Origin of the sequence: Actinoplanes rectilineatus, from assembly GCF_000962825.1 — a bacterium.
GTDB lineage: Bacteria > Actinomycetota > Actinomycetes > Mycobacteriales > Micromonosporaceae > Actinoplanes > Actinoplanes rectilineatus.
Genome location: NZ_JZKF01000005.1, coordinates 183837 through 210259 on the forward strand (window position 1 = coordinate 183837; position 26423 = coordinate 210259).

31 protein-coding genes and 1 pseudogene are annotated in these 26423 nt (G+C 70.4%); 20 read left to right on the forward strand and 12 right to left on the reverse strand.

Features of this window, described 5'->3' with window-relative positions; translation table 11 throughout:
- Positions 1-4 precede the first annotated feature (4 nt).
- Entirely contained in the window at positions 5-1024 is a 1020-nt protein-coding gene (locus tag WH85_RS05600; protein WP_045740583.1) for a coiled-coil domain-containing protein, read from the forward strand.
- Positions 1025-1055: 31 nt separating this feature from the next.
- On the opposite strand, the gene WH85_RS05605 is transcribed toward WH85_RS05600, so the two are convergent.
- Positions 1056-1826 carry an ABC transporter ATP-binding protein gene (locus WH85_RS05605; RefSeq protein WP_045740584.1) on the reverse strand — a complete coding sequence of 257 codons (771 nt, stop codon included), beginning with the start codon at positions 1824-1826 and terminating at the stop codon, positions 1056-1058.
- Positions 1819-2721: an ABC transporter permease gene (locus tag WH85_RS05610; protein WP_045740585.1), complete on the reverse strand. Its 903-nt coding sequence runs from the start codon at positions 2719-2721 to the stop codon at positions 1819-1821. The genes WH85_RS05605 and WH85_RS05610 overlap by 8 nt, the downstream gene beginning before the upstream one ends.
- Before the next feature lie 168 nt (positions 2722-2889).
- Between WH85_RS05610 and WH85_RS05615 the strand changes: the two genes are divergently transcribed.
- The 5 genes from WH85_RS05615 to WH85_RS05635 all read left to right on the forward strand — a co-directional run bounded on the left by WH85_RS05615 (position 2890) and on the right by WH85_RS05635 (position 6274).
- Entirely contained in the window at positions 2890-3486 is a 597-nt protein-coding gene (locus WH85_RS05615) for a TetR/AcrR family transcriptional regulator (RefSeq protein ID WP_052720176.1), read from the forward strand.
- A 93-nt stretch (positions 3487-3579) separates the two neighbouring features.
- The gene (locus tag WH85_RS05620; protein WP_045740587.1) at positions 3580-3942 is read left to right on the forward strand and encodes an Atu4866 domain-containing protein; all 363 of its coding nucleotides are present in this window, start codon (positions 3580-3582) and stop codon (positions 3940-3942) included.
- Positions 3943-3987: 45 nt separating this feature from the next.
- Positions 3988-4590: a nicotinamide riboside transporter PnuC gene (gene pnuC / locus WH85_RS05625; RefSeq protein WP_211275285.1), complete on the forward strand. Its 603-nt coding sequence runs from the start codon at positions 3988-3990 to the stop codon at positions 4588-4590.
- Positions 4587-5684: an AAA family ATPase gene (locus WH85_RS05630; RefSeq protein ID WP_045740589.1), complete on the forward strand. Its 1098-nt coding sequence runs from the start codon at positions 4587-4589 to the stop codon at positions 5682-5684. Before pnuC ends, WH85_RS05630 begins: the two co-directional genes overlap by 4 nt.
- A 20-nt stretch (positions 5685-5704) precedes the next feature.
- The gene (locus WH85_RS05635; RefSeq protein ID WP_045740667.1) at positions 5705-6274 is read left to right on the forward strand and encodes a hypothetical protein; all 570 of its coding nucleotides are present in this window, start codon (positions 5705-5707) and stop codon (positions 6272-6274) included.
- On the opposite strand, the gene WH85_RS05640 is transcribed toward WH85_RS05635, so the two are convergent.
- A complete protein-coding gene (locus WH85_RS05640; protein ID WP_045740590.1) occupies positions 6261-6734 on the reverse strand; it encodes a cysteine dioxygenase in 474 nt (157 codons plus the stop codon). The genes WH85_RS05635 and WH85_RS05640 overlap by 14 nt on opposite strands.
- Before the next feature lie 397 nt (positions 6735-7131).
- On the opposite strand from WH85_RS05640, the gene WH85_RS05645 reads away from it, so the two are divergent.
- From WH85_RS05645 to WH85_RS05675, 9 genes and pseudogenes are all read left to right on the forward strand, one after another.
- The gene (locus WH85_RS05645) at positions 7132-8193 is read left to right on the forward strand and encodes a neprosin family prolyl endopeptidase (protein WP_245673831.1); all 1062 of its coding nucleotides are present in this window, start codon (positions 7132-7134) and stop codon (positions 8191-8193) included.
- Between the two features lie 145 nt (positions 8194-8338).
- Entirely contained in the window at positions 8339-8860 is a 522-nt protein-coding gene (locus WH85_RS05650; RefSeq protein WP_045740591.1) for a sigma-70 family RNA polymerase sigma factor, read from the forward strand.
- Entirely contained in the window at positions 8857-9573 is a 717-nt protein-coding gene (locus WH85_RS05655; protein ID WP_045740592.1) for a zf-HC2 domain-containing protein, read from the forward strand. Before WH85_RS05650 ends, WH85_RS05655 begins: the two co-directional genes overlap by 4 nt.
- Positions 9574-9612: 39 nt before the next feature.
- Positions 9613-10656 carry a S66 peptidase family protein gene (locus tag WH85_RS05660; RefSeq protein WP_045740593.1) on the forward strand — a complete coding sequence of 348 codons (1044 nt, stop codon included), beginning with the start codon at positions 9613-9615 and terminating at the stop codon, positions 10654-10656.
- A 122-nt stretch (positions 10657-10778) separates the two neighbouring features.
- The gene (locus WH85_RS05665; protein ID WP_045740669.1) at positions 10779-11042 is read left to right on the forward strand and encodes a helix-turn-helix domain-containing protein; all 264 of its coding nucleotides are present in this window, start codon (positions 10779-10781) and stop codon (positions 11040-11042) included.
- A pseudogene (locus tag WH85_RS54080) lies at positions 11039-11161 on the forward strand (hypothetical protein); the annotation flags it as partial. The gene WH85_RS05665 and the pseudogene WH85_RS54080, both read left to right, overlap by 4 nt.
- Before the next feature lie 52 nt (positions 11162-11213).
- Positions 11214-11372 carry a hypothetical protein gene (locus WH85_RS52780; RefSeq protein ID WP_245673832.1) on the forward strand — a complete coding sequence of 53 codons (159 nt, stop codon included), beginning with the start codon at positions 11214-11216 and terminating at the stop codon, positions 11370-11372.
- Positions 11369-11872, forward strand: a complete 504-nt coding sequence (locus WH85_RS05670) for a GNAT family N-acetyltransferase (RefSeq protein WP_045740594.1) — start codon at positions 11369-11371, stop codon at positions 11870-11872. The genes WH85_RS52780 and WH85_RS05670 overlap by 4 nt, the downstream gene beginning before the upstream one ends.
- A 30-nt stretch (positions 11873-11902) precedes the next feature.
- The gene (locus WH85_RS05675; protein WP_045740595.1) at positions 11903-12919 is read left to right on the forward strand and encodes an NADPH:quinone reductase; all 1017 of its coding nucleotides are present in this window, start codon (positions 11903-11905) and stop codon (positions 12917-12919) included.
- Between the two features lie 40 nt (positions 12920-12959).
- On the opposite strand, the gene WH85_RS05680 is transcribed toward WH85_RS05675, so the two are convergent.
- The 9 genes from WH85_RS05680 to pseB form a co-directional block, all read right to left on the reverse strand.
- Positions 12960-13889, reverse strand: a complete 930-nt coding sequence (locus tag WH85_RS05680; protein WP_045740596.1) for a hypothetical protein — start codon at positions 13887-13889, stop codon at positions 12960-12962.
- Positions 13882-14376: a SigE family RNA polymerase sigma factor gene (locus WH85_RS05685; RefSeq protein WP_045740597.1), complete on the reverse strand. Its 495-nt coding sequence runs from the start codon at positions 14374-14376 to the stop codon at positions 13882-13884. The genes WH85_RS05680 and WH85_RS05685 overlap by 8 nt, the downstream gene beginning before the upstream one ends.
- Before the next feature lie 18 nt (positions 14377-14394).
- Positions 14395-15414 carry an endo alpha-1,4 polygalactosaminidase gene (locus WH85_RS05690; protein ID WP_045740598.1) on the reverse strand — a complete coding sequence of 340 codons (1020 nt, stop codon included), beginning with the start codon at positions 15412-15414 and terminating at the stop codon, positions 14395-14397.
- An 81-nt stretch (positions 15415-15495) separates the two neighbouring features.
- A complete protein-coding gene (locus WH85_RS05695; RefSeq protein WP_045740599.1) occupies positions 15496-16503 on the reverse strand; it encodes a PseG/SpsG family protein in 1008 nt (335 codons plus the stop codon).
- Positions 16500-17225, reverse strand: coding sequence for a cytidylyltransferase domain-containing protein (locus WH85_RS05700; RefSeq protein ID WP_045740600.1), 726 nt, complete (start codon positions 17223-17225; stop codon positions 16500-16502). The genes WH85_RS05695 and WH85_RS05700 overlap by 4 nt, the downstream gene beginning before the upstream one ends.
- On the reverse strand, positions 17222-18736 hold the full coding sequence (locus WH85_RS05705) for a class I SAM-dependent methyltransferase (RefSeq protein ID WP_045740601.1): 1515 nt from the start codon (positions 18734-18736) through the stop codon (positions 17222-17224). The genes WH85_RS05700 and WH85_RS05705 overlap by 4 nt, the downstream gene beginning before the upstream one ends.
- Positions 18733-19572 (reverse strand): hypothetical protein, encoded by an 840-nt coding sequence (locus WH85_RS05710; protein ID WP_045740602.1) that lies wholly within the window; start codon positions 19570-19572, stop codon positions 18733-18735. The genes WH85_RS05705 and WH85_RS05710 overlap by 4 nt, the downstream gene beginning before the upstream one ends.
- Positions 19573-19578: 6 nt before the next feature.
- Positions 19579-20703 (reverse strand): DegT/DnrJ/EryC1/StrS family aminotransferase, encoded by a 1125-nt coding sequence (locus WH85_RS05715; RefSeq protein ID WP_045740603.1) that lies wholly within the window; start codon positions 20701-20703, stop codon positions 19579-19581.
- A complete protein-coding gene (pseB, locus tag WH85_RS05720) occupies positions 20703-21683 on the reverse strand; it encodes a UDP-N-acetylglucosamine 4,6-dehydratase (inverting) (protein ID WP_045740604.1) in 981 nt (326 codons plus the stop codon). Before pseB ends, WH85_RS05715 begins: the two co-directional genes overlap by 1 nt.
- A gap of 188 nt (positions 21684-21871) precedes the next feature.
- On the opposite strand from pseB, the gene WH85_RS05725 reads away from it, so the two are divergent.
- The 5 genes from WH85_RS05725 to WH85_RS05745 are packed head-to-tail and all read left to right on the forward strand — an operon-like array spanning position 21872 to position 26271.
- Positions 21872-22114 carry an acyl carrier protein gene (locus WH85_RS05725; protein ID WP_045740670.1) on the forward strand — a complete coding sequence of 81 codons (243 nt, stop codon included), beginning with the start codon at positions 21872-21874 and terminating at the stop codon, positions 22112-22114.
- Positions 22111-22842, forward strand: coding sequence for an SDR family NAD(P)-dependent oxidoreductase (locus WH85_RS05730; RefSeq protein WP_045740605.1), 732 nt, complete (start codon positions 22111-22113; stop codon positions 22840-22842). The genes WH85_RS05725 and WH85_RS05730 overlap by 4 nt, the downstream gene beginning before the upstream one ends.
- Positions 22839-24056 (forward strand): AMP-binding protein, encoded by a 1218-nt coding sequence (locus WH85_RS05735; protein WP_045740606.1) that lies wholly within the window; start codon positions 22839-22841, stop codon positions 24054-24056. The genes WH85_RS05730 and WH85_RS05735 overlap by 4 nt, the downstream gene beginning before the upstream one ends.
- Positions 24053-25087, forward strand: a complete 1035-nt coding sequence (locus WH85_RS05740; RefSeq protein WP_045740607.1) for a LuxE/PaaK family acyltransferase — start codon at positions 24053-24055, stop codon at positions 25085-25087. Before WH85_RS05735 ends, WH85_RS05740 begins: the two co-directional genes overlap by 4 nt.
- The gene (locus WH85_RS05745; protein WP_045740608.1) at positions 25084-26271 is read left to right on the forward strand and encodes an acyl-CoA reductase; all 1188 of its coding nucleotides are present in this window, start codon (positions 25084-25086) and stop codon (positions 26269-26271) included. Before WH85_RS05740 ends, WH85_RS05745 begins: the two co-directional genes overlap by 4 nt.
- Positions 26272-26423: the final 152 nt, after the last annotated feature.

Sequence of the window (26423 nt, forward strand, 5' to 3'; positions counted from 1 at the left end):
ACCTGTGCAGCAACCGACTGCGCGGCGATTCGCCCCGATCACGGCGTTACTGGTCGCCGTGTGCGGGCTGGTGTTCGCCGCGTCCCCGGCCTCTGCGGCCCCGGGCGACTCCGGCGACGACGGCGAGGGCGGATCCAAGTCGCTGATCGAGCAACTGGAGGACGCCTCCAGCGGCTACGTCAAGGCCAAGGCCGACCTGAAGAAGTCCAAGGAACAGCAGGTCAAGCTGACCGCCGAGGTCAAGCGCCTGGACACCGAACTCGGTCCGAAGCAGGCGGTGCTCGACGAGATCGCCCGGCAGGCCTACACGAACGGCCGGCTCGGACCGCTGACCGCCCTGATCGGTGCCAGCTCGACCGGCGGATTCGTCGACCGGGCGGAATCGCTCGCCACCGTGGCCTCGAAGCAGAACCAGGCGATCGAGGACCTCAAGACGACCCGCGACACCCAGGCCAAGGCCAAGACCGCGATCGACGCCGCCGTGCGTGACCAGGCGAAGCAGGTCAACGTCATGGCCAAGAAGAAGGTCCAGGCGGAGACCGCGCTGAAGAAGGCCAACCAGGGCGCCGACGCCTCGTCGAGCAGCGACGGCGGCAGCGGTGACAGTGCCACGGCGGATCCGGCGCCCAGCGGATCCGGCAGTGGGTGCACCGAGGACGACCCGACCACCGGTGGTTGCCTCACCCCGCGCACCCTGCACGCTCTGAAGCAGGCGAAGAGCGACGGTTTCACCAGGTACACCAAGTGCTTCCGCGAGCAGAACAGCGGTGAGCACCCCAAGGGCCGGGCCTGTGACTTCTCCGCCGAGAAGGGCACCTTCGGCGGCGACGCCACCGGTGCCGACAAGACCTACGGCAACAACCTGGCGAACTACTTCATCAAGAACGCCGAGGCCCTCGACGTGCTCTACGTCATCTGGTACCGGCGGATCTGGCTGCCGAGCAGCGGCTGGAAGTCGTACAGCGGGGCCGGTGGCGATCCCTCGAGCGACCACACGAACCACGTGCATCTCTCGGTGAACTGACCGACCGGCCCCACGGCGAGGCCTTCGTGCGCTACTTGCGCATGAAGGCCTCGTACTCTTTCATCACGTCGTCGGTGGCGCCGTCCGCCCGGATCTGGCCGGACTCGAGCCAGATGCACCGGTCGCAGGTGTCCCGGATCGACTGCTCGCTGTGGCTGACCAGGAAGACCGTGCCGGCCTCGGCGCGCAGCTCACGGACCCGCTGCTCGCTGCGGCGGCGGAACTTCGCGTCACCGGTGGCCAGCGCCTCGTCGATGAGCAGCACGTCGTGCTGCTTCGCCGCGGCGATCGAGAACCGCAGCCGGGCGCCCATGCCGGAGGAGTACGTCCGCATCGGCAGCGAGGCGAAGTCGCCGCGCTCGTTGATGCCGGAGAACTCGATGATGCCGTCCTTCTTGGCCTTCACCTCGGCGGGTGACATGCCCATGGCCAGGCAACCCAGTTCGACGTTGCGCTCGCCGGGCAGCTCGTTCATCAGGGCGGCGTTCACACCGAGCAGCGACGGCTGGCCGGAGGCGTAGATCGAGCCGCGGGCCACCGGCAGCAGGCCGGCCACCGCGCGCAGCAGGGTCGACTTGCCCGAGCCGTTGCTGCCGATCAGGCCGATCGCCTCACCCCGGTACGCCACGAAGGTCACCCCCTTGACGGCGTGCACCTCCCGGACGTTGGCGGGGGAGGAGCCGGTCACCAGTCGCTTGAAGCTGGCCAGCGGGCTGCCGCTGCCCGCGGCGGCGGAGCTGTTGACCTTGTAGATGACGTGTGCGTCGTCAGCGACGACGGTGGGGATCCGATTGTCAGCCACGGCCGTAGCCCTTCTCTCCGCGCCAGAAGTACACGTAACCGCCGAGCCCGACGACGACGCTCCAGATGGTCGCGCCGATCCAGAGGCTGGTGGGGGTGCCGGCCAGCGGCACGTCCTCCATCAGCGAGTGACGCATCAGCTCGATGAAGATCAGCATCGGGTTCGACTCGATCAGGGTGAGCATCCAGCCGTCGATCTTGTCGTTCTCGGTGAACATGGTCACCGGGTAGAGCACGGCCGAGCCGTACATCCAGAAGCGCATGATGAACGGGATCAGCTGCTTGACGTCGCGAAGCTTCGAGCCGAAGCGCGCGCCGGCCAGGGCCAGGCCGGTGTTGAACACCGACTGCAGGAGCAGCAGCGGCACCACCAGCAGCCACTGCCACGTGATCGGCTCACCGGTCAGCAGCACGATGGCCATCAGCACGCCCAGTGCCACGATGAAGTTGCGGATCTCGACCAGGGCCACCGACAGCGGCAGGCTGGCCCGGGGGAAGTGCAGCGCCCGGATCATGCCCAGGTTGCCGGTGATCGCGTTGATCCCGGACTGCACGATCGACTGGGTGAACTGGAAGACGAAGACCCCGATGCACAGGTACGCGGGGAAGTTGTCGACATTCTTGCTGGTGCCGATGATCACGCCGAAGATCACGTAGTAGACCGCGGCGTTGAAGATCGGTGTGAGGACCTGCCACACGGCGCCGAGCTTGGTGCTGCCCAGTGATGAGGTCATCTTGGCGCTGGCGTGCGCCCCGATGAAGTGCCGGTAGGACCACAGCTGGCGCGTGTACTCCGGGAGGCTGGGGAGCCGTCCCGACGCGGTGAGGCCGTTGCGCCGGGCGAGCTCCTTGAGGGAGATCCCAGCGCCGGCCTCGGCGACCGCCGTCTCTGGCATGGAGTGGTGCTCCGATCTCGTCGGCTCCGTTGACTTGCGCGAGAACACAGCAAGCAGCATGGCAGGATCCCGCAGGCGTCGATGGAACGGGTTCGTATCGACGTGCAGTGACGTTAGCCGACCGAACGGCGGAACGCAACCGTTACGTCGTAGCGGTATAGTCGACGGGTGGCGACAGTCAAACGCGCACCAGCCGGAGCCGCGGTGCTCCGAGGCGACATCACCGTCGCGATCCGCAACGCGGTCATGAACGAGCTCGCGGAGGTCGGCTACGGTCGATTGTCCATCGAGGCCGTGGCTCGCCGCGCGGGGGTCGGCAAAACCGCTATCTACCGGCGCTGGAGCAACAAGCTCGAGATGGTCATGGAGATCATCTCGGACGTTGCCGAGCGCAAGGTGCCGCTACCGGACACCGGGAGCTTCGCGGGTGATCTGGAGTTGCTCATGATGATCGTGAGCAAGGCGCTCCAGCACCGGATCGCGTCGCAGATCATCCCGGACCTGATGGCCGAGGCGGCACGCAATCCGCAGATCTCCGAAACCCTGCAGCGGGCCTTGCGCACCCACCAGCAGGCGGTCGGGGAGAAGCTGGTCGGCCAGGCGATCCACCGGGGTGAGCTGCCCGAGGGGACCGACGCCGACCTCGCCGTGGACCTGATCCTCGGCCCGCTGTACTGGCGTCTCGCGGTGGCCCGGGAGCCGTTGAGTGACGACCATCTCGAAAAGCTCACCGCGGCCGTCACGGCGGCTCTGAGGGCGTCGTAGCGGCACCCGGATCGCACCGGGGGAAACCGTGGCGGCCGGCGTCCGCCCGCCGAAGGAGAAGTCCGACACCGTCCCACCACGGAGCCGGAGCAGATGACTTCTCCTTGTGACCACCGCGTCGACGCCACCGTCCTGGACGCCTCCTCGATCCTGGCCATCGTCCTGGGCCGCTCGGCCGGCGCCATGGCGGTGCCGCTGGACGGGCGTCCCCGGGTGTCGGCCGGGGCGCCCCTGGTCGGTGCCTGGCGCAGCCCGGACGGCACGGTCCGCCTGGAACTGCGCACCGACGGCACGTACGCCGGCGGGGTGGCCGGACGCCGTCAGCCGGCCCGGGGGACCTACCAGCTGGACGGCGGCTCGGTGGTGCTCCGCGACGGCGCCTCCGGGCTGCAGACCGCGGTGATCGTGCACGACGGCGAACTGGAGATGGCCGGCCACCGGTTGCTGCCGGTCTGAGAAACCGGCTTCCACCACCGGCCCGCGGCCGGGATGCTGTTCATCGTGATCGATTGGTTGAACAGCCCGGCCGTGGTGGCGTTCGGAGTGCCGACCTCCTGGGCCGAGGTGCTCGGCTTCGCCACCGGCCTGCTCACCGTCGGCCTGCTGGTGCGGCAGCACATCCTCAACTGGCCGCTCGGCGTCCTCAACGTCCTGCTGCTGATGGTCGTCTTCTGGACCGCCGGCCTCTACGCCGACGCCGGCCTGCAGATCGTCTACATCGTCCTCGGCCTGTACGGCTGGTGGGCCTGGCTGTTCGGCGGGCAGGACCGCACCCGCCTGGTGGTCCGCGTCACCAGCCGGGCCGAGTGGCTCGGCCTGGCGGTGGCCGGAGCGGTGCTGACCGGCGGCCTCTGCCTCTTCCTCGACCGGCTGACCGGCTCCACGGTCCCGTTCGCCGACGCGCTCACCACCGCGTTGTCACTGCTCGCCACCTACGGACAGACCCGCAAGCTGCTGGAGAACTGGTGGATCTGGATCACCGCGGATCTGATCTACATCCCGCTCTACGGTTACAAGGGCCTGTGGCTGACCGCGATCCTCTACGTCGCGTTCCTGGTCCTGTGCATGCTGGGCCTGCGGTCCTGGCGGAGGGCGCTGCGATGAGATTCGGTCACGGACTGGTCATCGGCAAGTTCTACCCGCCGCACGCCGGGCACCACGCGCTGATCGAGGCCGCGGCGGCCGCCTGCGAGCGGGTCACCGTGGTGGTCGCCCCGGCCTCCACCGAGAGCATCCCGCTCGGCCTGCGGCTGAGCTGGCTGCGCGAGGCGCACGGGCCGTCGGTCCGGTTCGTCGGCGTGCACGACGACCACCCGATCGACTACGCCGACCCGGCCGTCTGGGATCTGCACGTGGCGGTGTTCCGGCGGGCGGCCGGCACCGACCGCTTCGACGCGGTGTTCTCCTCCGAGGAGTACGGCGCCGAACTGGCCCGCCGTTTCCACGCCGAGCCGGTCCTGGTCGACCAGGACCGGCTGCGGATGCCGGTCTCCGGAACGGCGGTCCGGGCCGACCCGGTCGCGCACTGGCACCTGCTCGGTCCCGGCCCGCGCGCCTGGTTCACCCGCCGGGTGATCGTGGTGGGCGCCGAGTCGACCGGCACCACCACCATGGCCCGGGCGCTGGCCCGGCACTACCGGCTGCGCGGCGGGATCTGGGCGGGCACCCGCTGGGTGCCCGAGTTCGGCCGTGAGCTGACCGAACGCAAACTGGCCGCGCTGCGCCGGGACCGGCCGGCGGCCACCGCCTTCGACGTGACCTGGGACCGGGACGACTTCGTGACGGTCGCGACGCGGCAGTGCGCGGCCGAGGACGCCGCGGCCCGGGACGGCTCACCGGTGCTGTTCGGCGACACCGACGCGTTCGCCACCACGGTCTGGGAGGAGCGCTACCTGGGCGACACGTCGCCGGCGGTCGCGGCGCTGGCCCGCCCGGCCGACCTGCGCCTGCTCACCGACGTCGCCGGGGTGCCCTTCGTCGACGACGGCCTGCGCGACGGTGAGCACCTGCGGGAGTGGATGACCGGACGCTTCCGCGACCTGCTGACGGCCGGTTCCGGGCCGTTCGTCGAGCTCACCGGTGGGTACGCGGACCGCCTGCGTACCGCGATCGCGGCGGTGGACCGGATGCTCGCCGCGGGCTGGGACCTGACGCCGCCGAAGCTCCCTAAGGAACGGCCGGCCCCGGCCGATCGGTAGGACGTATCGAGGGGGTGACCATGCGGCTCACGACGGCCGGCACGGCTCTGGCGGTGATCTCGCTCACCCTCGGCGGCTGTGGTGCGCTGGGGCTCGACACGCACGACCCCGGTACGGCCACCGGCACACCACGACCCGGCGGTCAGTGGATCGACGTGCGGAACGGGACCGCGCCGCTGGCGAGCGCGACTCCGATGACCGGGCCCAGCTGGCGGGAGTCGCCGTATCCCACGCTCAGCCTCCCGGCGCCGTCACCGGGCTGTACCAAGACGTTCACGCGTACCGAGGAGGTGCTCATCCCGATCGAGGTGACGCCGGGTGCGGGTTCGCTGAAGGTCGAGTGGCCGCGGCAGTACGACTCGGCGTACCGGGTGGTCGCGGTGCCGCAGCAGCTGGTCTCCGGTGCGCAACCGGTGCCGCCCTGGCAGAGCGTCCCGGCCACGACGGCGTGCACGGTCAGCACCACCATCACCGGGCTGGTGCCGGGCGCGCCGTACATCGTCTGGCTGGACGCCCCGGGCACCGGGTACGAAGTGGACGGAACCCGCCACCTCTACACCGGACGCTCCGGGATCGTCACGCCCAGCTGACTCCGGCCTTCTCCACGGTCAGCACCTCGAGTCCGTCCGGCCCGATCCGGTACTTGGTCATGCTGGTCAGGGCCGGTCCGTAGACGTGCACGCTGACCGCCGGCCGGATCGAGTTGTTGATGATCCGGTGGATGTGGTGCCCGCCGAACCGTCGTCCGGCGCCCTCGCCGAGTTCCCGCGAGACGATCCGGGGCGTGCCGCCGGCGGTGGAGACGGTGTCCTCGGTCAGCGTGCCGCCGAAGATGTGGAACGCGCCGGCGGAGCCGCCGTGGTCGTGGATCTCGGTGCCCTGGCCGGGCAGCCAGGTGAGCAGCCAGACCTCGTGGTCGTCGGCGGCGGCGAGGCGGTGGTACCAGCGGTCCACCGGATTGAACCGGGGTGCCACCGGCCACTCGTGGGCGGCGTCCGCGTACTCCCGGGCGATGGCGAGGTGGTCGAGTCGGACTCCGGTGGCGGACATGCGAACCTCCAGCTGTGCATATAAAACCTATAGACCCGATAGGTTTTACCACACGAACGGCCGCCGTGGGCCGCGAATCGCGGAGACGGGATGGTCGTCACCGACTACCCTGAAAGAGGCTTGTCGAGCTTTGCCTCTTTCGGGAACTGGTGCGAAAAACTGCGATCCGCAACCGCTATGCCACGCTCTGTGGTCGAAAGCGGCCGATGTGTCACCGGATCGGCCGACCCCTTCCGCCCATACGGCGAAAATTGCAGCTCAGACGGTCCCTGCCTAATCCAGGACGCTATATGGTGAGCGTCGCCGCCGGATACGGCAGCGCGACGGCCGTGGAACTCCCGGCCGGTGCTTCCGAACCGGTCGGCGCCACCGACAGTCGATCAACGAGGACGGACACGTGTCGAAATCGCATCGCGGTCTGCTCGCCGCCGGCCTCGCCGCCGTCATGATCGGCGCGATCGGTGTGGCGTCCTCGACCCTCAACGCGGTCGCCGACCAGATCCCCGGTCTCACCGGCGAGACGACCGCCACCCCGGTCGCCGCGGCACCGGTGCTCAAGCCGCCGACCAACCTGCCGTGGGGCGAGCGCCCCGCACGTCTGCGCACCGGGCAGGACGGCGCCAGCAGCAAGTCGCTCAAGGCCGCCGGGTTCAGCGCCGCCGCCCCGGACGACGTCGACGTCCCCGCCGACGGTGACGAGGCGCCCAAGGGCCGGACCTCCCGGACGACGTACCTCAAGTCGGAGGAGACCGACGTCGTGCCGCCGGAGCCGGCGCCGACCGGCACGTCCAGCGGCACGAGCAGCCGTCCGACGGTGAACTTCCTGTACAACGTCGGGTCTCAGGCCGCCGAGGCCGACGGCGTCTACGCGAACCTGACGATCAGCAAGCCCGACCTGGCCCGCACCGACTACCACACCCTCGCCGAGGTGGCCGTGCAGTCCGCCGACGGTGCCCAGATCGTCGAGGTCGGCTGGAACGTGGACCGGGTCGTCAACGGCGACGCCGACCCGCACCTGTTCGTCTACCACTGGATCGACCGGCAGACCACCTGCTACAACGGCTGCGGCTTCGTGCAGTACAGCAAGAACGTCACGCCCGGCGACACCCTCGTGCAGGACACCACCAAGCGCTTCGGCATCCAGTACTTCGGCGGTGCCTGGTGGATCGCGTACGACACCGAGTGGGTGGGGTACTTCCCGGGCAAGCTGTGGAACAACACCTTCACCAAGAGCGGCCTGGTCCAGGTCTTCGGAGAGGTCGCCGCGTCCACGCCCCGCCCGTGCACCGAGATGGGCAACGGCAAGGCGGCCGACGACACCACCTCCGCCAAGGTCGGCAGTGTGGCCTATCTGAACGGCCCGCCCGTGGAGCTCAGCGTCCGCACCACCAGCGACTGGTACGAGGTCTCGAAACTGAGCAGCCGCACGTTCCGCTACGGCGGGCCCGGAGCCTGCTGAAACAAGCGTTCCCCGGACGCCCGGTCACCCTTCGGTGGTGCCGGGCGTCCGTCTTTCCGTGAATCTCCGGGACACCGGTGAACCGATCCTCATGCCAGGATGTACATCCGGGTGGCCGGGCGGAACCCGAGAGGAGCCGGCGCCGATGAAGCGACGGGTCAATCCCGACGAGCAACTGATGACCGCGCTCTACACAGAGCACTACGCCGTTCTGATCAACTTCGTCTCGCGGTACGTCTCCGACCGGCACAAGGCGGAGGACCTCGTCCAGGAGACGTTGTTGCGCGCCTGGAAGCACATCGACCATCTGGATCCCGAGCCGGGCCGGACCAGGTCGTACCTGCTCACCATCGCCCGCAACGTGACGACCAACGCCTGGCGGGCGGAACAACGCCGTCCACGCCTGGTCGCCGATGAGAACGCGGTCAATTCAGCGCCGTCGGCAGACAATGTGGATCAGATGGTGGAAGGCTGGCTGGTGGCGGAGGCGATGGAGCGCCTCTCCCCGGAACACAAGGCCGTCATCCAGGCGATGTACTACGAGGGGCAGAGCGTGGCCGACGCGGCGCGGAAACTGTCGGTGCCCGAGGGCACGGTGAAGTCCCGTGCCTACTACGCGGTTCGTGCCCTGCGCACCGTCTTCGAGGAGATGGGGATGCTGCGATGAGCGACCTCGACGAGCACGGCGCGCTGCATCGCCTGCTCGGTGGCTATCTGCTCGGCGGCCTGGACGAGAGCGACACCGACCGGCTCGACGAGCACCTGCGGGACTGCGCCGACTGCCGGGCCGAACTCGACCGGCTCGCGCCCGTACCCGAAATGCTGCAGAGCCTGCCGGACGCGCGGCACCTGGCCGGCGGCGCACCGCTCGCGGTCGCGCCGACCGCCCGCCCCAGCCCGCAGAACATCGAGACCCTGCTGAGCCGGATGCGGGCGGAGAAGACCAGGGAGACCCGGGTGAGCCGGGTCCGGTGGCTGGCCGCCGCCGCGGTCGTCCTGATCGCGGCCGCCGCGGTCGGCTTCGGGATCTTCACCAACCGGGGCACACCGACCGAACCGGTGGCCGGGCCCAGCGGCAACCCGATCTCGGCGACCTTCGAGGCCGGACCGGGCAGCCAGCTCACCGGCGACGCGGTCCTCACCGCGAAGGGCTGGGGCGTCGCGGTCGCCCTGGAGGTCGACCACATGAGCGGCGACGGACCGTTCCTCTGCCTGGTCAAGGGCAAGGACGGCAAGACCGAGCAGGCGGCCGTCTGGGGTGACACCCCGAACGGCAGCGCCGAGGTCACCGGCGCCAGCTCGCTGCAGGCCGGCGACGTGGCCGAGATCGTGATAACCGACAGTGGCGGCGCGGTGCTCGGCACCGCCCGCGTCACCTGACGGTCGATTCCACTTGCGGGGGTGGGTTGAATGAGGGGCATGCGTCCTGATCTCAGCCTGCCCCCGAAGCTTCGTTCCGGCGACCGCGTCGCGGTCCTCTCACCCGCTTTCGCCGCGCCGGTGCTCTTTCCCGAGGTGTACGAACTGGGCCTGCGCCGGATCCGCGACGAACTCGGCCTGATCCCGGTGGAGTACCCCACCACCCGCAAGCACTCCTCCCCACAGGACCGGGCCGCCGACCTGACCGCGGCCTACGCCGACCCGGACATCCGGGCGGTGTTCGCCACCATCGGTGGCGCCGACCAGATCACCGTGTTGCCGCACCTCGACCCCGAGCCGTTCCAGGCCGACCCCAAGCCGTTCTTCGGGTACTCCGACAACACCAACCTGCTCAACTGGCTCTGGAACCACGGCGTTGCGGGCTACCACGGCGGTTCGACCATGGTGCACCTCGGCCGGGGCGCCGGGATCACCCCGGAACATCTGACCTCGCTGCGGGCCGCGCTCTTCGACGGCGGTGACCTGGAGATCACCCCGGTGGCCGAGTTCGGCGACGAGGAGCTGAGCTGGGAGGACCCCCGGTCGCTGACCGAGTCCGCGCCGATGCACCCGAGCCCCGGCTGGGAGTGGCACGGGCCGCAACGGGTGGTCACCGCGCCGACCTGGGGCGGCAGCCTGGAGATCACCCACTGGAACCTGGCGGCGAACCGGTGGATCCGGCCGTCCGCCGACTACGCCGGTTGTGTGCTGCTGCTGGAGACGTCGGAGGAGATGCCGTCCGCGTCCCAGGTGCACCGGATGCTGGTGGCCTTCGGCGAGCGCGGTCTGCTGGAGCAGTTCCCGGTGGTGCTTGTCGGTGCCGCCAAGGGCAGCCACTTCGCCGACTCGAAGTCGCAGGAGGAGCGGGCGAAGTACCGCTCGGACCAGCGGGACGCGGTGCTGCGGGCGCTGGCCGTCTACAACCCGGAGGCGACGGTGGTCTTCGGGGTGGACTTCGGGCACACCGACCCGCAGTGGGTGCTGCCGTACGGCGGCCGGGTCACCGTCGACGCCGTTGCGAAACGGATCGTGGCGCACTTCTGAGCTCCTGGGCGTGCACGTACGTGCACGCCATTCGTAGTGGGAACGTACGTGCACATTCGACGTGATGTGCACGTACGTGCGCATGCGCGACGATGTGCACGAACGTGCACAAGGAGGTGGCGATGCGGATCTCGAACGCCCACGACCTCGGTCTCCACATCCGGGAGCGTCGCCGGCTCGCCGGCCTCAGCCAGGAGCGGCTGGCGACCCGGGCCGGAGTGAGCCGGCGCTGGCTCGCCGCCTTCGAGGCCGGCAAACCCACCGCCGAGGCCGGCCTGATGTTCCGCGTCACCGCCGCCCTGGACCTGTACGTCGACGTCCAGCCCGAGCCGCCCCGCGACCTCGACCTCGACGAATACCTGAAGCGATTCGACGGTCCTCGATGACCACCGAGCTGACGGTGCTGATCACCGGGAGGGTCGCCGGCGTGCTCACCCGGGGGCGGCAGGGCCGGTTGTCATTCACGTACGACGAGGGATATCGCACCTCACCGGCCGCGTTGCCGCTCTCCCTGTCGATGCCACTCGCGGTGGCCGGTCACGAGGGCGCGGTCGTCCGTGCCTTTCGGCGACCTGGCCCGGCGGCTGCCGGACGCGTTCCGGACCGTCGCGCGGGATCCCACGGTCGCCGTGCTCGGGTCGCCGTTGCCGGAGCGACTCGCCGACCGGGTGGCGGTGCACGCCGCGCGCTGTCGTGAGGTTCTGGAGGAGACATGATCAGAGCGGCTCGGGCCGACGACCTCGTGGTGCTGCAGGAGATCGAGGTGGCGGCGGGACGGGCGTTCGCCGCGATCGGGATGGACGCGGTGGCCCGTGACGAGCCGCTCTCCCTCGACGAACTGTCGGAGTACCAGCGGGACGGGCGGGCCTGGGTGGCCGTGGACGCGGCGGATCGGCCGGTGGCGTACGCGATCGCGAAGTGGGTCGACGGCCTGGTGCATGTCGAGCAGGTCTCCACCCACCCGGATCATGCCGGTCACCGGATCGGCGCCGCCCTGATCGATCGGATCGCCGGCTGGGCACGGGAGCACGGTTCGGCGGCGCTGACGCTGACCACGTTCGCCGATGTCGCCTGGAACGCGCCCTACTACGAGCGGCTGGGTTTCCGGCGGCTGGCCGACGACGAGTCGACCCCTGGTCTGCGGGCGATCAGGGCCGAGGAGAACGCGCACGGGCTGGACCGATGGCCCCGTCTGGTGATGCGACGTGAGATCTAGACCGGTGGCTGTTCGCCTAAGGTGAGAGGCATGCGCGCTGCCGTTTTCAACGAGCCGGGTCCCGCTTCCACCGTCTTCCAGATCGTCGATCGTGACCTGCCGTTGACCGGCGCCGGGGAGGTGCGGGTCCGCATCGTGCTCTCCGCGGTGAACCCGACCGACACCGGGACGAGGGCCGGGCGGGGCGTGCCAGACGGGGTGGCGCCACCGCGCGTGCCGAACCAGGACGGTGTCGGCGTGGTGGACGCGATCGGTGAGGGCGTGACGGATCTGGAGCCGGGCGACCGGGTCTGGGTGTGGGACGCCGGGTTCGGCCGGGCGGACGGCACCGCCCAGGAATACGTCGTGCTGCCCCGCCGCCAGGTGGTGTGGATGCCGGACGACGTCGACCTGACCGTCGGCGCCGGGCTGGGGATCCCCGCGTTGACCGCGCACCGCTGCCTGACCGTGGCCGCCGACGGTCCGCAGCGGCTCGGGCCGGGCGCGCTCGACGGCCGGACGGTGCTGGTCGCCGGCGGTGCGGGTGCGGTCGGCAACGCCGCGATCCAGCTGGCCAAGTGGTCCGGGGCGACGGTGCTCGCCACGGTCTCGTCGAAGGAGAAGGCCGATCTGGCGCTGTCGGCCGGCGCCGACGCGGTGATCAATTATCGGGACGAGGACGTGGCCGCCCGGATCCGCGAGCTCAGCGAGACCGGGCCGCACCTGGTCGTCGAGGTGGACACCGCCAATCTGGATCTCGACCTGGACGTGATCGCGCCGGGCGGGCACATCGCGATCTACGTGGCCGGCCGGTTCAGCGTGCCCAGTTTCAAGGCGATGATGAAGAACGCCACCCTGAATTTCGTGCTGACCTACACCACCACACGGCAGGAGAAGGCCAACGCGGTGGCGGCGGTCGCCGAGGCGGTCAACGCGGGTGCTTTCCGGGTGGGGGAGGAGGCCGGCCTGCCGATCATCCGGTTCCCGCTGGACCGGATCGCCGAGGCGCACGAGGCGGTGGAGAACCACGCGGTCGGCAAGGTCGTCGTCGAGGTGACCGCGGCCTGAGTCCTGCTCCGGGCCGGAGCGGGTCAGCGTGCCGGCGGGGTCATTCCGGGTCGGAGCGGTTCAGCAGGTGGATACCGGTGGCGTACCGGAGCAGGTCGGCGTCGGTGATCGGGAACGCCGCGTCGACGGTCACCTCGAGCGTGGCCTGCCAGTCGGTGACGTCGATCGCGAGGGTCACGCCGGCGGCGTCGCGGGTGAGGGCGGCGTCGTACCCGTTGACCTTCTGGTCGACGCCGGTGAGGGTCTGCCGTTTCCGCAGGATCGTGCGCAGGACCGTGGTCCCGGACGCTGTCCGGAACGTCATCCGGGAGGCGGTGACGGTGTCGGTCTGGAGTCCGGCGGGGGTGAGGTCGAGCCGGAACGGCGGTTGCACCGCGATCGACGCCGCGGTCATCGCGTCGGCGAGCGCCACCACGTCCTTCGGTTTGTACGTGTCGTCGGTCTCCAGCAGGATCCAGGTGCCCGCCGACTCCTGCCAGGTGAGCGTGAGCCGTTTCGCCGGTTTGGTGTTGACAGTCCGCAACGTCCCTTTGTGCCCGCGAACGGTCATGTCCCGTGTGGTCGCCTCCCCGGTGAACACCGGCGCCGAGTCCGCGACGGTGATCGTCACGTCCGCCTCGTCGTAGTCGGTGGTCTCGAAGAACCCGATCAGGTCGCCGTCGACCATGGTGGCGACCGGGGTCTTGCGATCGGCGGTCTGCGGCAGCGTGAAGGGGAAGACCGGCGCCGTCCAGCCCGCGACGAGGGTGTCGGCGGCCGGGACCGGGGCCGGGGTGTCGGTGTTCGTCACCGCGAACGGAACGCCGATGGCCAGCGCCGCCACGGCGGCGGCCGCCCACCCGGTGACCACCCGGCGCCGGTGGTAGCGGTGCGACCGGTCGTGTACCGATCCGAGCAGGCCGGATTCGGAGGGCGCCCGGTCGGCGGCGGTGTGCATCGACTCTGCGAGCAACCGGTCCAGGTCATCCATCGCGGCGCACCCCTCCCTCACTCATCATGGTCCGCATCTTGGCGAGCGCCCGCGCCGCCTGGGAGCGGACCGTGGATTCGCCGCAGCCCAGCAGTGTCGCGATCTGGTCGTCCGGCAGGTCGCAGTAGAACCGCAGGACGAGTACGGCCCGCTGGGACCGGGGCAGGCCGGTCAGGAGCTGCCACATCTGGTCGCGGGCCAGTACGCGCTGCTGCGGCTCGTCGTATCCGGGCGGCTCGGGCACCTCGGCGAGGATCGCCTCGCGGGAGGCCCGCCGCCGGCGCCAGGACAGGAACTGACGGACGATCGCGGTGCGGACGTACGCCTCCGGACTGTCCATCTTGGTGATCTTGTCCCAGCGCCGGTGCATCCGGGCGAGGACCTCCTGAACGAGGTCCTCGGCGAGGTACGCGTCGCCGGACAGCACGTACGCGAACCGCAGCAACGCCCGCCCGCGGCCGTGCACGAAGTCGTCAAAATCGGTCATGAAGGGGGGAGCGAAACCTCAGCAGGTCTGGAAGACGTACGAACCGGAGCCCTTGGTGCTGACGTCGACGTCGCGCAGGACGATCGAGAGCGTGCTGCCGTGTGCCTTGCACGCCTTGGTGAAGCCCTCCTGAGAGTACTCGATCACCAGCACCTTGTTACCGTACGTAGCGGTATAGGCGTCGCATTCGTCCCAGGCGCCGCACTCCTCGGCGACCGCGAAGTCGAAGCCGATCTTCTTGGCGTTCGCGGTGGTCAGTTCGGCCAGGTTCTTCTGCCCCGAGGCGAGACCCTTGGTGTGGGCACGATCGGACAGCAACGTGGCGAATTCGATGGCCTGCGCCTGGGTCAGCAGGTTCTGCGACCGGGTGTACGAGTCCAGGTTGTCGAACTCGACGGCCTGGAAACCGCTGGTCTTGCAGCCGTCGATCCACGGTCCGACGACCGTCATCAGTGCGGTGCGCTTCGCGGCGGTCGAGATGTCGAACATCAGCTCGTTCCAGTCCTCGTCGATCACGAGGGCGCCGTTCTTGTCGCGCAGCAGCAGGTCGGCGTGGTTGGTCTTCCACCACGACTCGTCGCCGGGCTGGGCCTGGAAGGCGTTGACGTAGCAGACGTTGTAGAGGCCGGCGGCCGGCGAGGCCTCGCGGTCGCGGCTGACCACGGTCACGCCGCTGGGCGGGGTGTAGGCGCCGCCGATCTGGTAGTCGAAGCCGGCGTTGCCGGTCGGAGCCGTCCAGGTGCCGGTGGCGCTGGTGGGTGTGGTCGCCGCCGGCGAAGCGGTGGTCTTCGTGGGCGTGGCGGACTTCGACGCCGACGGTGTGGCCGACGCGCTCTTGGTCGCGGTCGGCTTGGCCGTCGTGGGCTTGACCGTGGTGGGCTTGGCGGTGCTGGGCTTGACCGTCGCCGACTTGGACGGCTTCGGGGAGGCCGCCGGCCTGGTGTAGGCCGAAGCGGTGCCGATCCCGGCGGCGAGAGCGACGGCGGTGGCGGCCGCCACCGCCGCACCTATCAACATCTTCTTGCGCTTCGACGCCATGACTGCAGCTCCTCGGGGGTGCGGGACAACTCCACCCGATGAACGCGGTGAGCCGCTGCGTCTGCTGCCGCCGATCAGTGATTATTTTCGGTCACTGGCCGAGAGCAGAGCGTCAGCGACCCGTTCGACCCCACGGCCGTCGACCGCTGCCCATCCACGCCCGGCGAGATCGGTCCGAGCCGCCGGGTCGGTGAGGAGTTCCCGCAGCACGTCAGCCGCTCGGGGATCGAAGTCACCGAGACGGCCGATCCCCGCGGCGAAGCCGCGCGCGACCGTCCGTTCGTACCCCGGAATCTGGTTGTCGACCACCCAGAGCAACGCCGCCGCCCGGCCCAGGCACAGCAGTTCCCAGGTCGACGTGCCGCTCGCACTGATCACCAGATCGGCGTCGACGAGCAGTTCGGGCAGGTGGTCGGTGGGGTCGATGATCTCGAAGCGCTGACCCGGACCGGCCCGGACCGCGAGCAGTTCGGCGCGCAGGCTCTCGTCAGCGGCGATCACGGTCGCGTGGAACGGTGCCGCGACCTCGGTGAGCAGCCGCGCCACCTGCGGCGCGGCCCGGAAGGCGTCGGTTCCGCCGAAGAAAGCGACAATCCTGGGGGTACGCGTCGCGGCATGCACCGGCTGCCTCCGAGGCCGGAGGTGGCGCACCGATGAACGTAACAGTGCGTAGTCGAGACCGGCGAGTCGGACGTCACCGTGGTCGAGCACCGCGTCGAGGTTCTGATCGACGTAGATGTCCGCGCTCTGCCCCCGCGGGTCACCGTCCACGATGGCCAGCGTCGGCAGCCCGGCCGCCCGGACCGCCACGCTCTGCTCCGGCGACAGCGTGTACGAGTCGATCACCAGGGCGTCCAGTCCGAGACGCCGGGTCGCCGCTACCAGGCCGACCGCGTCGAAGGGCGCCGGATGCCAGGCCAGTCCCCGCTGCCGCAACTGTGCCTCGGCCCAGGCGAGCCCGCCCAGGTCGGCGAGGAAGTGCACGTCCGCACCGCGGGCGGTCAGCTCCTCGGCCAGTGCCACACAGCGGATCAGGTGCCCGACTCCGGTCCTCGTCCCGGCGTCACACCGGATCCCGATGACCGTCATGCCTGCTCGAGTTCCTTCTGCCGGACGTGCGAGTTGACCGAGACCAGCTCGGGCCGGCCGTCGAGCCATCCGGCCATCGTGGTGATCGCGACCGGCGCGTCCCCGAAGTGGCCGACGACTGCCTCGATCAGCTTCCAGTCGTCCTCGGTGTCCAGCGTGAGCCGCAGGTGGGACAGGTCCGGCTGCGCGGTCAGGCCGATCACGTCGAAGTCCGCCGGGTGCGAGTAGACGTACGACGTCACATGCGTGCGGTGGTGGTCGTACGCCAGCTTGTCGATCTCCTTGAGCACCGACGCCCGGACCACCTCGACGTCCAGCCCGCGCGGCAGGGTCCGGGTGATCGAGGTGGTCAGGTAGTCCACCCCGGCCGCCTCGAAGACCCGGGTGGCCCGTTCGACCAGTCGCGGGTCGAGCAGCGGGCAGTCCGCGGTGAACCGCAGCACGGTGTCCGCCTGGTGCGTCTCGAGCACCCCGAGGAACCGGGTCAGCACGTCGTCGACCGGTCCGCGGTGGCAGGTCACGCCGATCCGCGCGCACTCGGCGACCACGGCGTCGTCATCGGGTTCGGTGGTGGTCGCGACGACCAGGTCGTCGAGGACGCCACTGTCCCGGGCGGCGCGGACCACCCGGTCGAGAACGGTCCGTCCGGCGAGGTGGCGCAGCACCTTGCCGGGCAGCCGGGAGGAGCCCATCCGGGCCTGAACGATGCCGAGGGTGGTCATGGCGACTGTCCTTTGTCGGTGGAACCGGAGGTGGAGTTCCGGAGGCGGTTGCGGGCCTTGCGGGCGATGACCAGCCCGGCTTTGGCCGCGCGATAGCCGAGGGATCCGCTGAACGCGGCGATCTGGGTCTTGGCGCGGCCGAGTTCGGCATCGCGCTTCTCCAGTTCGGTCTCGAAGAAGAGGTTGCGGGCCTCCGCGTCGGCGAGACGCCGGCGCAGGGCGGCCAGTTGTTCCGCATGGTCGCGCCGGACGTCCGGGCCGGGTGCGGCCGGCGTCTCCGGCGGGGTCTCCGCCAGGCCGGCGGCACCGGCCAGGACGGCGATCATCCGGGACACGTCGGTGACACCGGGCCAGGGATGCGTGTATCCGCCGGTCAGCAGGGTGTGGGCGAACCGGGTCAGGGCGTCCGGCCGGTCCGGCGCGGACGGGTCCAGCGGGGCGAACGTGTCGCCGTCGACCACCACGTTCTCCGCGATGGCCTGCGGCAGGACGGTCATCCACCGGGCCAGCAGCCGGCGCAGGCCGGGCAGGTCGTGGTCGACCGCGGCGCCGAGCAGCAACTCCTCGAGCAGGCGGCCGGTGGGCAGCGGGCCGTTCAGGGACGCGTCGCCGCGGATCACCCGGCGCAGCCAGACACCGTCCGGACTGCCCGCGACCTCGGTGATCGTTTCCGGACCGGGCGCGGCGAGCACCGGCGGCAGGACGAGCGCCTGCGCCGGGCGCGGCGCGAGGTGGGCCACGGCCAGCCAGGCGGGGGCGAACTCGGCGCCGACCCCCCGGCGCACGGCCGCGGCGGTCAACCGGCGGGGGTCGCTCAGGACCTCTCTCGCGGTGTACGCCGTGGCGACCGCCGACGCTGCCGAGGCGGCCAGCGCGTCCAGCGGTCCGTAGCGCAGCGTCTCCGGGGTGACCAGCAGCGTCGGCTGTCCGGGCAGTGGCCAGACGGCGGCCAGGCCGGCGACCGGCAGGCCCTCCGCACCGAGGGCGGCGGCGAGACGGTCCGGCCGTCCGGGCGCGGTGGCGAACTCGCCGAGCGGGCGCCACTCGCCGTCCCGGGCCACGGTCGGGCTGCCGGGGTCGACGAGACGGTGCACGCCCAGTTCGTTCTCCACGGTCAGCAGCAGGGTGCCGCCGGGGCGCAGGGTGCGTTTGAGGGCGCGTACCGACTCGGGCCAGTCGAGTTGCGGGCCCTCCGGGGTGCAGAGCCGTCCGGTGCCGTCGAACGCGATCACGGTGTCGAACCGCTCGGTCTCGGTCAGCTTGGCGAGGCTGCCGCAGAGCACGCGAACACCGCGTGCGGCGAGCGCCTCGGCGTCCGGCTGCGAGCGCAGCAGGCAGGTGACCTCACGGTTCTCGGCGAGGGCGTCGACCAGTGCGTCGTCGTGCGGCCCGGCGACCAGGATCCGGGTGTGTGCCGGGAGCCGCCCGGCGAGGTGCCGGTGGACGGGTCCGCCGGCGGGCGGGCGCTGCTCGGTGAACTCCGGCATCTCCCCGCCGATCATCTGGATCATGCGGCGGCCCGCTCCTCGGTCGTGACGTTCTTCCAGCCCAGGACCGCGCGCAGTTCGGCGGGCGAGGCGAGACGCCCGGCGCCCAGTTCGTCCATGGCGGTGGCCCGGGCATGTTCCGGGTCGGGCGCGACGCCGTGCAGCTCCGGCCACTCCCGGCGGATCCGGGCCGCGGTCGGCTCGTTCTCGCCGTGCAGGTACATCGGGTCGCCGTACACGGCCGGTTTGCACCCGGCCGCCACCCCGTAGAAGACCGCGCTGCTCAGCCGGTTGGACGCCACCCGCTTGTGGCGGCGCAGCTCGGCCAGCTGCTTGTGCAGGAACCGCTCGTCGGTCCGCTCCCGCATGTACCCGCGGTAGCCGTGGCAGATCACCCGGCCGGCCCGCTCGTACGCGGCCCTGATCCTGGCGTTCTGGAACTCCTGCCAGTACAGGCAGAAGGTGATCGGCCCCGGCTCGGTCGCGGTGATCTCGTCGATCAGCCGCTGGTGATCGCCGGTGACGTGCTGCCCCTCCCAGCCGTGGAAGGGGTACCAGAGGGTGCCGTCGCGGACCTCGGTGAGACCGGCGGTGCCCGGGATGGACTCCACCAGGTACAGGAACGGTGCCCCGATCACGGTGGCTTCCGGGCGTCCCATCGACCAGGCCCGGCGGCGGGTCCGCTCGGACCAGACGAAGATCGGCAGGCCGGGCGCGTACGGGGTCCCCGCGCCCAGCCCGTCCACCACGTTCCAGCCGTGCTGCAGGTATCCGTCGATCCGCGGTGGGCGCGACGGGTCGAGCCCGCAGTACTCGGCGAGGACGTGGGCGTGGCCGTAGAAGTGGTTCCCGTGGTGCACTCTGGTTCAGCTCCCGAGAATGCCGCGCAGTGTCTCCACCACACGGTTCTGGTCGGTGTCGCTGAGGTCGGCGAAGAGCGGGAGGGACAGCTGCTCGGCGTAGAAGGACTCGGCCACCGGACACATGCCCCGCCGGTAACCCAGATCCTCGAAGACCGGGTGCCAGTACACCGGGATGTAGTTGATCTGCACCCCGATCCCGGCGGCCCGCAGCCGGTCGTACACCTCGCGGCGGCGACCGTCGAGGATGCGTACCGGATAGAGGTGCCGCATCGGGTCGGCCTCCGCCCGCTGCGCCGGCAGGCGCAGGCCGGGCACGCCGGCCAGCAGCTCGTCGTAACGCGCCGACAGGTACGCGCGGCGCGCCTTGAACCGGCCCAGCCGGCGCAGCTGCGCGCTGCCCAGGGCGGCGAGCACGTCCGGCAGCCGGTAGTTGAGACCGAACTCGTGCACCTCGTAGAACCAGCCGCCCTCGTCGGTGCGGCGCAGCTTCGCCGGGTCGCGGGTCACGCCCACGGTCCGGAACGTGCGCAGGCGCTCGACGAGTTCCGGCCGGGTCGACGCGACCGCGCCGCCCTCGCCGGTGGTGAGGTTCTTGGTCGGGAAGAACGAGAACGTGGTCAGGTCGGCGAGGGTGCCGACCGGGCGACCGCGCCAGGTCGAGCCGATCGAGTGTGCGGCGTCGCCGAGCAGCAGCGCGCCGGCGCTCTCGGAGATCTTGCGCAGCCGGTCGTAGTCGGCCGGGACACCGGCGTAGTCGACCGCGGCCACGACCCTGGTCCGGCTGGTCACGGCCGCCTCGGCGGCGGCCGGGTCCAGGTTGGCGGTGTCCTGCTCGACGTCGGCGAACACCACCTTCGCGCCCAGCATGGCGGCGCTGGAGGCGGTGGCCACGAACGTCATCGGGGTGGTGACGACCTCGTCGCCGGTGGTGACGCCGGCTGCGGCGTACGCCGCGTGCAGCGCCGTGGTGCCGTTGGTGACCGTCACGCACGGCGCGCCGGCCACCTGCTCCAGGTCCGCCTCGAAGTCGGCGACCCGCGGACCGGTGGTCAGCCAGTCGCTGCCCAGGGCGGCGACGACCGCCTCCACGTCCGAGCCGTCGATGGACTGACGTCCGTAGGGCAGCATCACTTCTCCGCGAGGAGGGCGCGCATGTCGTCGACCGAGAGCCACAGGTCGTTGTTGTCCGAGCGGTAGTTGAAGCCGTCGGCGACCGGTTCGCCACCCGCGGGCGACTCGTAACCCCAGCTCGCGGCGACCGGCTGGACCACGTAGCGGTCCGGGAAGCGCAGCGTGCGGCGGCTGTCGTCAGCGGCGATCATCTCTTCGTGCAGCTTCTCGCCCGGGCGCATGCCGATCTCGTGCGTGGCGGCGTCCGGTGCGACGGCCTCGACCAGGTCGGTGACCCGCATGCTGGGGATCCGCGGCACGTAGAGCTCGCCGCCGCGCATCGCGTCGAACGAGTCGACGACGAACTCGACCGCCTGGTCCAGCGTGATCCAGAAGCGGGTCATCCGCTTGTCGGTGATCGGAAGGCTCTTGCCCTCGGCGGCCAGCTTGCGGAAGAACGGGACGACCGAGCCGCGGCTGCCCATCACGTTGCCGTAGCGGACCACCGCGAGGCGGGTGGGGTGCGTGGCGGCGTAGTGGTTGCCGGCGATCACGATCTTGTCGGCGGCGAGCTTGGTGGCGCCGTACAGGTTGATCGGGCTGGACGCCTTGTCGGTGGAGAGGGCGACGACCTTCTTCACCTCGGCCGTGATGGCGGCGTCGATGACGTTCTGGGTGCCGTTGATGTTGGTGGCGACGAACTCCGAGGGGTTGTACTCGGCGGTGTCGACCTGCTTGAGGGCGGCGGCGTGGACGACGTGGTCGATGCCGTGCATGGCGCGGGCCAGGCGGTCGCGGTCGCGGATGTCGCCGATGAAGAACCGCAGGCGCGGGTCGTCGCCGAACATCTGCCGAACCTCGTACTGCTTCAGCTCGTCACGCGAGAACACGACGATGCGCTGCGGGTCCAGGTTGTCGAGGGCGTACCTCAGGAAGGCCTTGCCGAAGGAACCGGTGGAGCCGGTGACAAGGATCGAGGAGCCGGCGATTTCAGACACGTGTTTTCTCCGGGGGATCAGCGATAGGCCGGTACGAGCCGGAAGCATAACCACCGGAACAGCAATTTCCGGAAGAGCGGAGAAACGCCAATGTCAGTTCATTTTCAGTTCAGCCGCTCTTGGTCGTGACGACCGGGGAGCTGCGGGAAAGTAGACTCCTCTTGCTACCCCCCGACTGGAGTTACCCTGTGTCTGAGCTGCAGAAACTGCGTGACGCGTTCCGTTCCGCACTCGATCTTCCGGCGGACGCTCCCGTGGACGACCTGCGCTACCAGGACAACGAGAAGTGGGATTCCCTCGCTCACATGTCGTTGGTCGCGGCTATCGAAGATGAATTCTCGGTAATGATCGATACCGACGATGTCATCAATATGTCCAGTTTCACCGAGGCCGTGCGAATCCTCGGTAAATACGGGGTGGACGTCAAGTGAGTGTCGCGCTGGTGACCGGGGCGTCGCGCGGCATCGGCCTGGCCACCGCGCACCGCCTCGCCGAGCAGGGCCACGACCTGGTCCTGCACGGTCACGGCGAGACCGGCGTGGCCGAGGCCGCGTCGACCCTGGCCGGCAAGTTCGGTGTCAGCGTCCACCACGCGGCCGGGGACATCGCCGACCCGGCGACCAGCAAGGCACTGGTCCGGCTGGCGTTCGAGAACTTCAAACGGCTGGACGCCCTGGTGGTCAACGCCGGGACACACGCCGCCGGGATGCTCGGGATGACCGCCGACGCGACCGTCGACCGGTTGTTCGCGGTCAACGCGGCCGGCGCCGCGCACACCCTGCAGAACGCGGTCCGGCTGCTGGCCCGCGCCGAGAACCCGGCGGTCGTGCTGACCGCCTCGATCACCGGCACGCACGGCGTCGCCGGCCAGGCCGTCTACGCCGCGTCCAAGGCCGCGGTGATCGGGCTGACCAAGGCCGCGGCCAAGGAACTCGGCCCGCGCGGGATCCGGGTGAACGCCGTGGCACCCGGGTTCATCGCCACCGACATGCTGGACACCCTGGACGAGGCCGGCCGGCAGGAGCGGATCGCGGATACCGCGCTCGGCCGGCTCGGCACCGCCGGGGACGTCGCCGACGTGATCGCCTTCCTGCTTTCCGACCAGGCCCGTTTCGTCACCGGACAGGTGATCGGGGTCGACGGGGGACTCGTACTGTGAATCTGCTCCACCCGGATGCCCGCGTCGTGGACGCGGAGACCGGCGAGGAACTGACGCCCGCGTTGATCGACTCGGTGGTTCTGGGCGATCGACCGGTGGTCTTCCTGCCGATGCACACCACGGTGCGGTCGGTCGCCACCTACCTGGCGGCGCTGCGGGCCGGCAAGCCGGTCGTGCTGCTCGACCCGGACACCGGCCACACCGACCTGATCCACCGGTACACCACCGACGAGGTGCACCCCGACCTGGCGCTGCTGCTCACCACGAGCGGCTCCACCGGCAACCCCAAACTGGTCCGGCTGTCCCGTTCGGCGGTGCTGGCCAACGCCGAACAGGTCGCGGAGAGCCTCGGCGTCACCGCCGACGACGTGGCGATCACCACGCTGCCGCTCTTCTACTCGTACGGGCTGTCGGTGCTGCACTCGCACCTGCTGCGCGGCGCGACGGTGGTGCTGGAACGCACCGGGATCATGCAGCGGGACTTCTGGACCGCGGTGAACGAGCACGGCGTCACCTCGATGGCGTTCGTCCCGTACCAGTACGAGATGCTGCGCCGCCTGCGCTTCGACCCGGCGAAGTACCCGACGGTCCGCAACCTCACCCAGGCCGGCGGCCGGCTGCGCGCCGAGCGGGTCACCGAGTTCGCCGAGAAGATGGCGGCCGCCGGTGGCCGGTTCTTCGTGATGTACGGCCAGACCGAGGCCGCGCCCCGGATGGCCACCGTGCCGCCGGAGCGCCTCGCCGAGAAGTCCGGCTCGGTCGGCCTGCCGATGCCCGGTGCGACCTTCACCATCGAGGACGACGAGGTCGTCTATCGCGGGCCCAACGTCATGATGGGGTACGCGGAGACCGGCGCCGATCTGGCCCGCGGCGACGAGCAGGGCGGCGTCCTGCACACCGGTGACCTGGGACGGCTCGACGACGAGGGTTACCTGTTCATCACCGGCCGGCTCAAGCGGATGGGCAAGGTGTTCGGCGTCCGGATCAACCTGGACGACGTGGAGAAGCACTTCCCGGTCGCGGCCGTGGCCGGCGACGACAAGCTGCACGTCTTCGCCGAGGGCATCGACCCGGACGAGGCCCGCGCGCTCCGCACCAAGATCGCCGAGTGGCTGGGCAGCCACTACACCGGCGTGGACGTGCGCAGCATCGAGGCCCTGCCGCTGCTGCCCAACGGCAAGACGGACTATCGGGCGCTGGAGGCGTCGTTGTGAGTGTCTTCACCCTGTCCCAGGCCGCGAAGGAAGAGGTCCTGCTCAAGGAACTCGCCGGCCTGACCGCGCACCACCGGGCGAACTGCGAGCCGTACGACCGGATCCTGTCCGCGTCCGGTTTCACCGAGGCCGCCTCGATCGCGGATCTGCCGTGGCTGCCGGTCCGGCTGTTCAAGACCCTGGAACTCAAGAGCATCCCGGACGACGAGGTCTTCAAGACCCTGACGTCCAGCGGCACCACCGGGGACGTCAGCAGGATCTACCTGGACAAGGCGGCCGCGGCCGAGCAGCAGCGGCGGCTCGCCGCCACGGTGCAGACCGTGCTCGGCCCGAAGCGCCTGCCGATGATCCTGGTCGACACCAGGGCGATGCTGAAGGACCGCACGTCGTTCAGCGCCCGCGGTGCCGGCGTGCTCGGCATGTCCACCTTCGGCCGCGACCACGTGTGGGCGCTCGACATGGAGGGCGAGGTCGACCTGACCGCCCTGCGCGGCTTCCTGGAGAAGCACGGCGACCGGCCGTTCCTGATCTTCGGCTTCACCTTCCTGGTCTGGCTGCACCTCTACGAGGTGGCACTCCGGCACGGGCTGGACCTGAGCAACGGCATCCTGATCCACTCCGGCGGCTGGAAGAAGCTGATCGACCAGGCGGTGTCGCCGGACGAGTTCCGCGCCCGGCTGGCCAGTGTCGGCCTGACGAAGGTGCACAACTACTACGGCATGGTCGAGCAGATCGGCACGATCTTCCTGGAGGGACCGTCCGGCGGCTCGCTGTACTGCCCGGACTTCGCGGACGTGGTGGTTCGCGATCCGCAGACCTGGGCGGAGCTTCCGCCCGGCAAGCCGGGTCTCCTGGAGGTGATCAGCACGCTGCCCACGTCGTACCCGGGGCATGTGCTGCTCACCGAGGACCTGGGCGTGGTGCACGGGATCGACGACGGCGACTGGCCCGGCAAGCGGTTCTCGGTGCTCGGCCGGCTGCCCCGCGCCGAGGCCCGGGGCTGCTCCGACACGTACCGGGAGGCGGCGTGATCTTCCGATTCGGTGCCGACGGAGATCTGACGGCACCCTCCGATGACCGGCTGAGCGTCGGCGACCCGCGGGTGGTCGACTTCCTGGCCGCACTGGCCCGCAAGCTGCTCGCCCCGGCGGTCGCCCGGCGGCACCCGGAGCTGGGCTCGCTCGGGTACTTCCTGCGTCCCGCCGAACTGAACCGGGCCGTGGAGAAGATGCGGCGCGACGACGCGCTGGTCTTCCCCCGGGGCAACGTGTTCCACCTGCCACCGGCCAACGTGGACACCATCTTCGTCTACTCCTGGGCGATCTCCGCGCTGGCCGGCAACCACAACGTGGTCCGGATCTCGTCCCGGTCGGCCGGTGCCGCCGAGGTCATCCTGGACGCGATGAACGCGGTGAAGGCCGACCCGGTGATCGGGCGGACCCAGCGCATGGTCACGTACGGGCGGGACGACGCCGTCACCGCGAGTCTCAGCAAGTGGTGCGACCTGCGGGTCGTCTGGGGTGGCGACGCCGCCGTGGACGCGATCCGCAAGCACCCGCTGCGGCCCTCGGCCCGTGACCTGACCTTCCCGGACCGGACCTCCTGGGCGGTGCTCTCGGTGCCCGGCTGGCGGGCAGCCGACCCGGCCGCACGGCGCACCGCGGTGGTCGGGTTCGCGAACGACGCGTACTGGTTCGACCAGGCCGCCTGCTCCTCGCCGCGGACCGTGTTCCTGGTCGGCGGTCGGGCGGGCGACGCCGACGGGGTCCGCACCGAGTTCCTGGACCTGCTGCTCGACGTGGTCGACCAGCGGGGCTGGACGGTGGACGCGGCGATGGCGGTGGAGAAGCGGGTCAACGCGTACGGGCTGGCCGCCACGGGGGCGGCCCGCACGCTGGACTTCCCGGACAACCGGATCACCGCGGTCACCCTGGCCGGCCCGGGCACCGCACCGCGGCGCTGGATCGGCGCGGGCGCGTTCCCGTTCGCCGAGGTCCCGTCGCTGCGCGACCTGGTCCCGGCGATGAACCGGCAGGACCAGACGGTGAGCCACTTCGGCTTCACCCCGGCCGAACTGCGGGACTTCGCCACCGAGCTGGGCGGGCGTGGCGTCGACCGGATCGTGCCGTTCGGTTCCGCGCTGACCTTCGGCGCGCTCTGGGACGGGTACGACCTGCCCGCCGAGTTCACCCGGCTCACCACGCTGCAGATGTGATGACGGCCGCCGGCCCGGCGACGTACCGGCTCAACGAGTGGGCCTTCGCGCCGGGCGAGGCGTCCGGGGCGGCCCGGTGACCATCCACCGGATCCGATGATGGTCGGGTTAACCCTACTGCCGTTCGGGCGGCTCGCGGGATCACGGAAGGG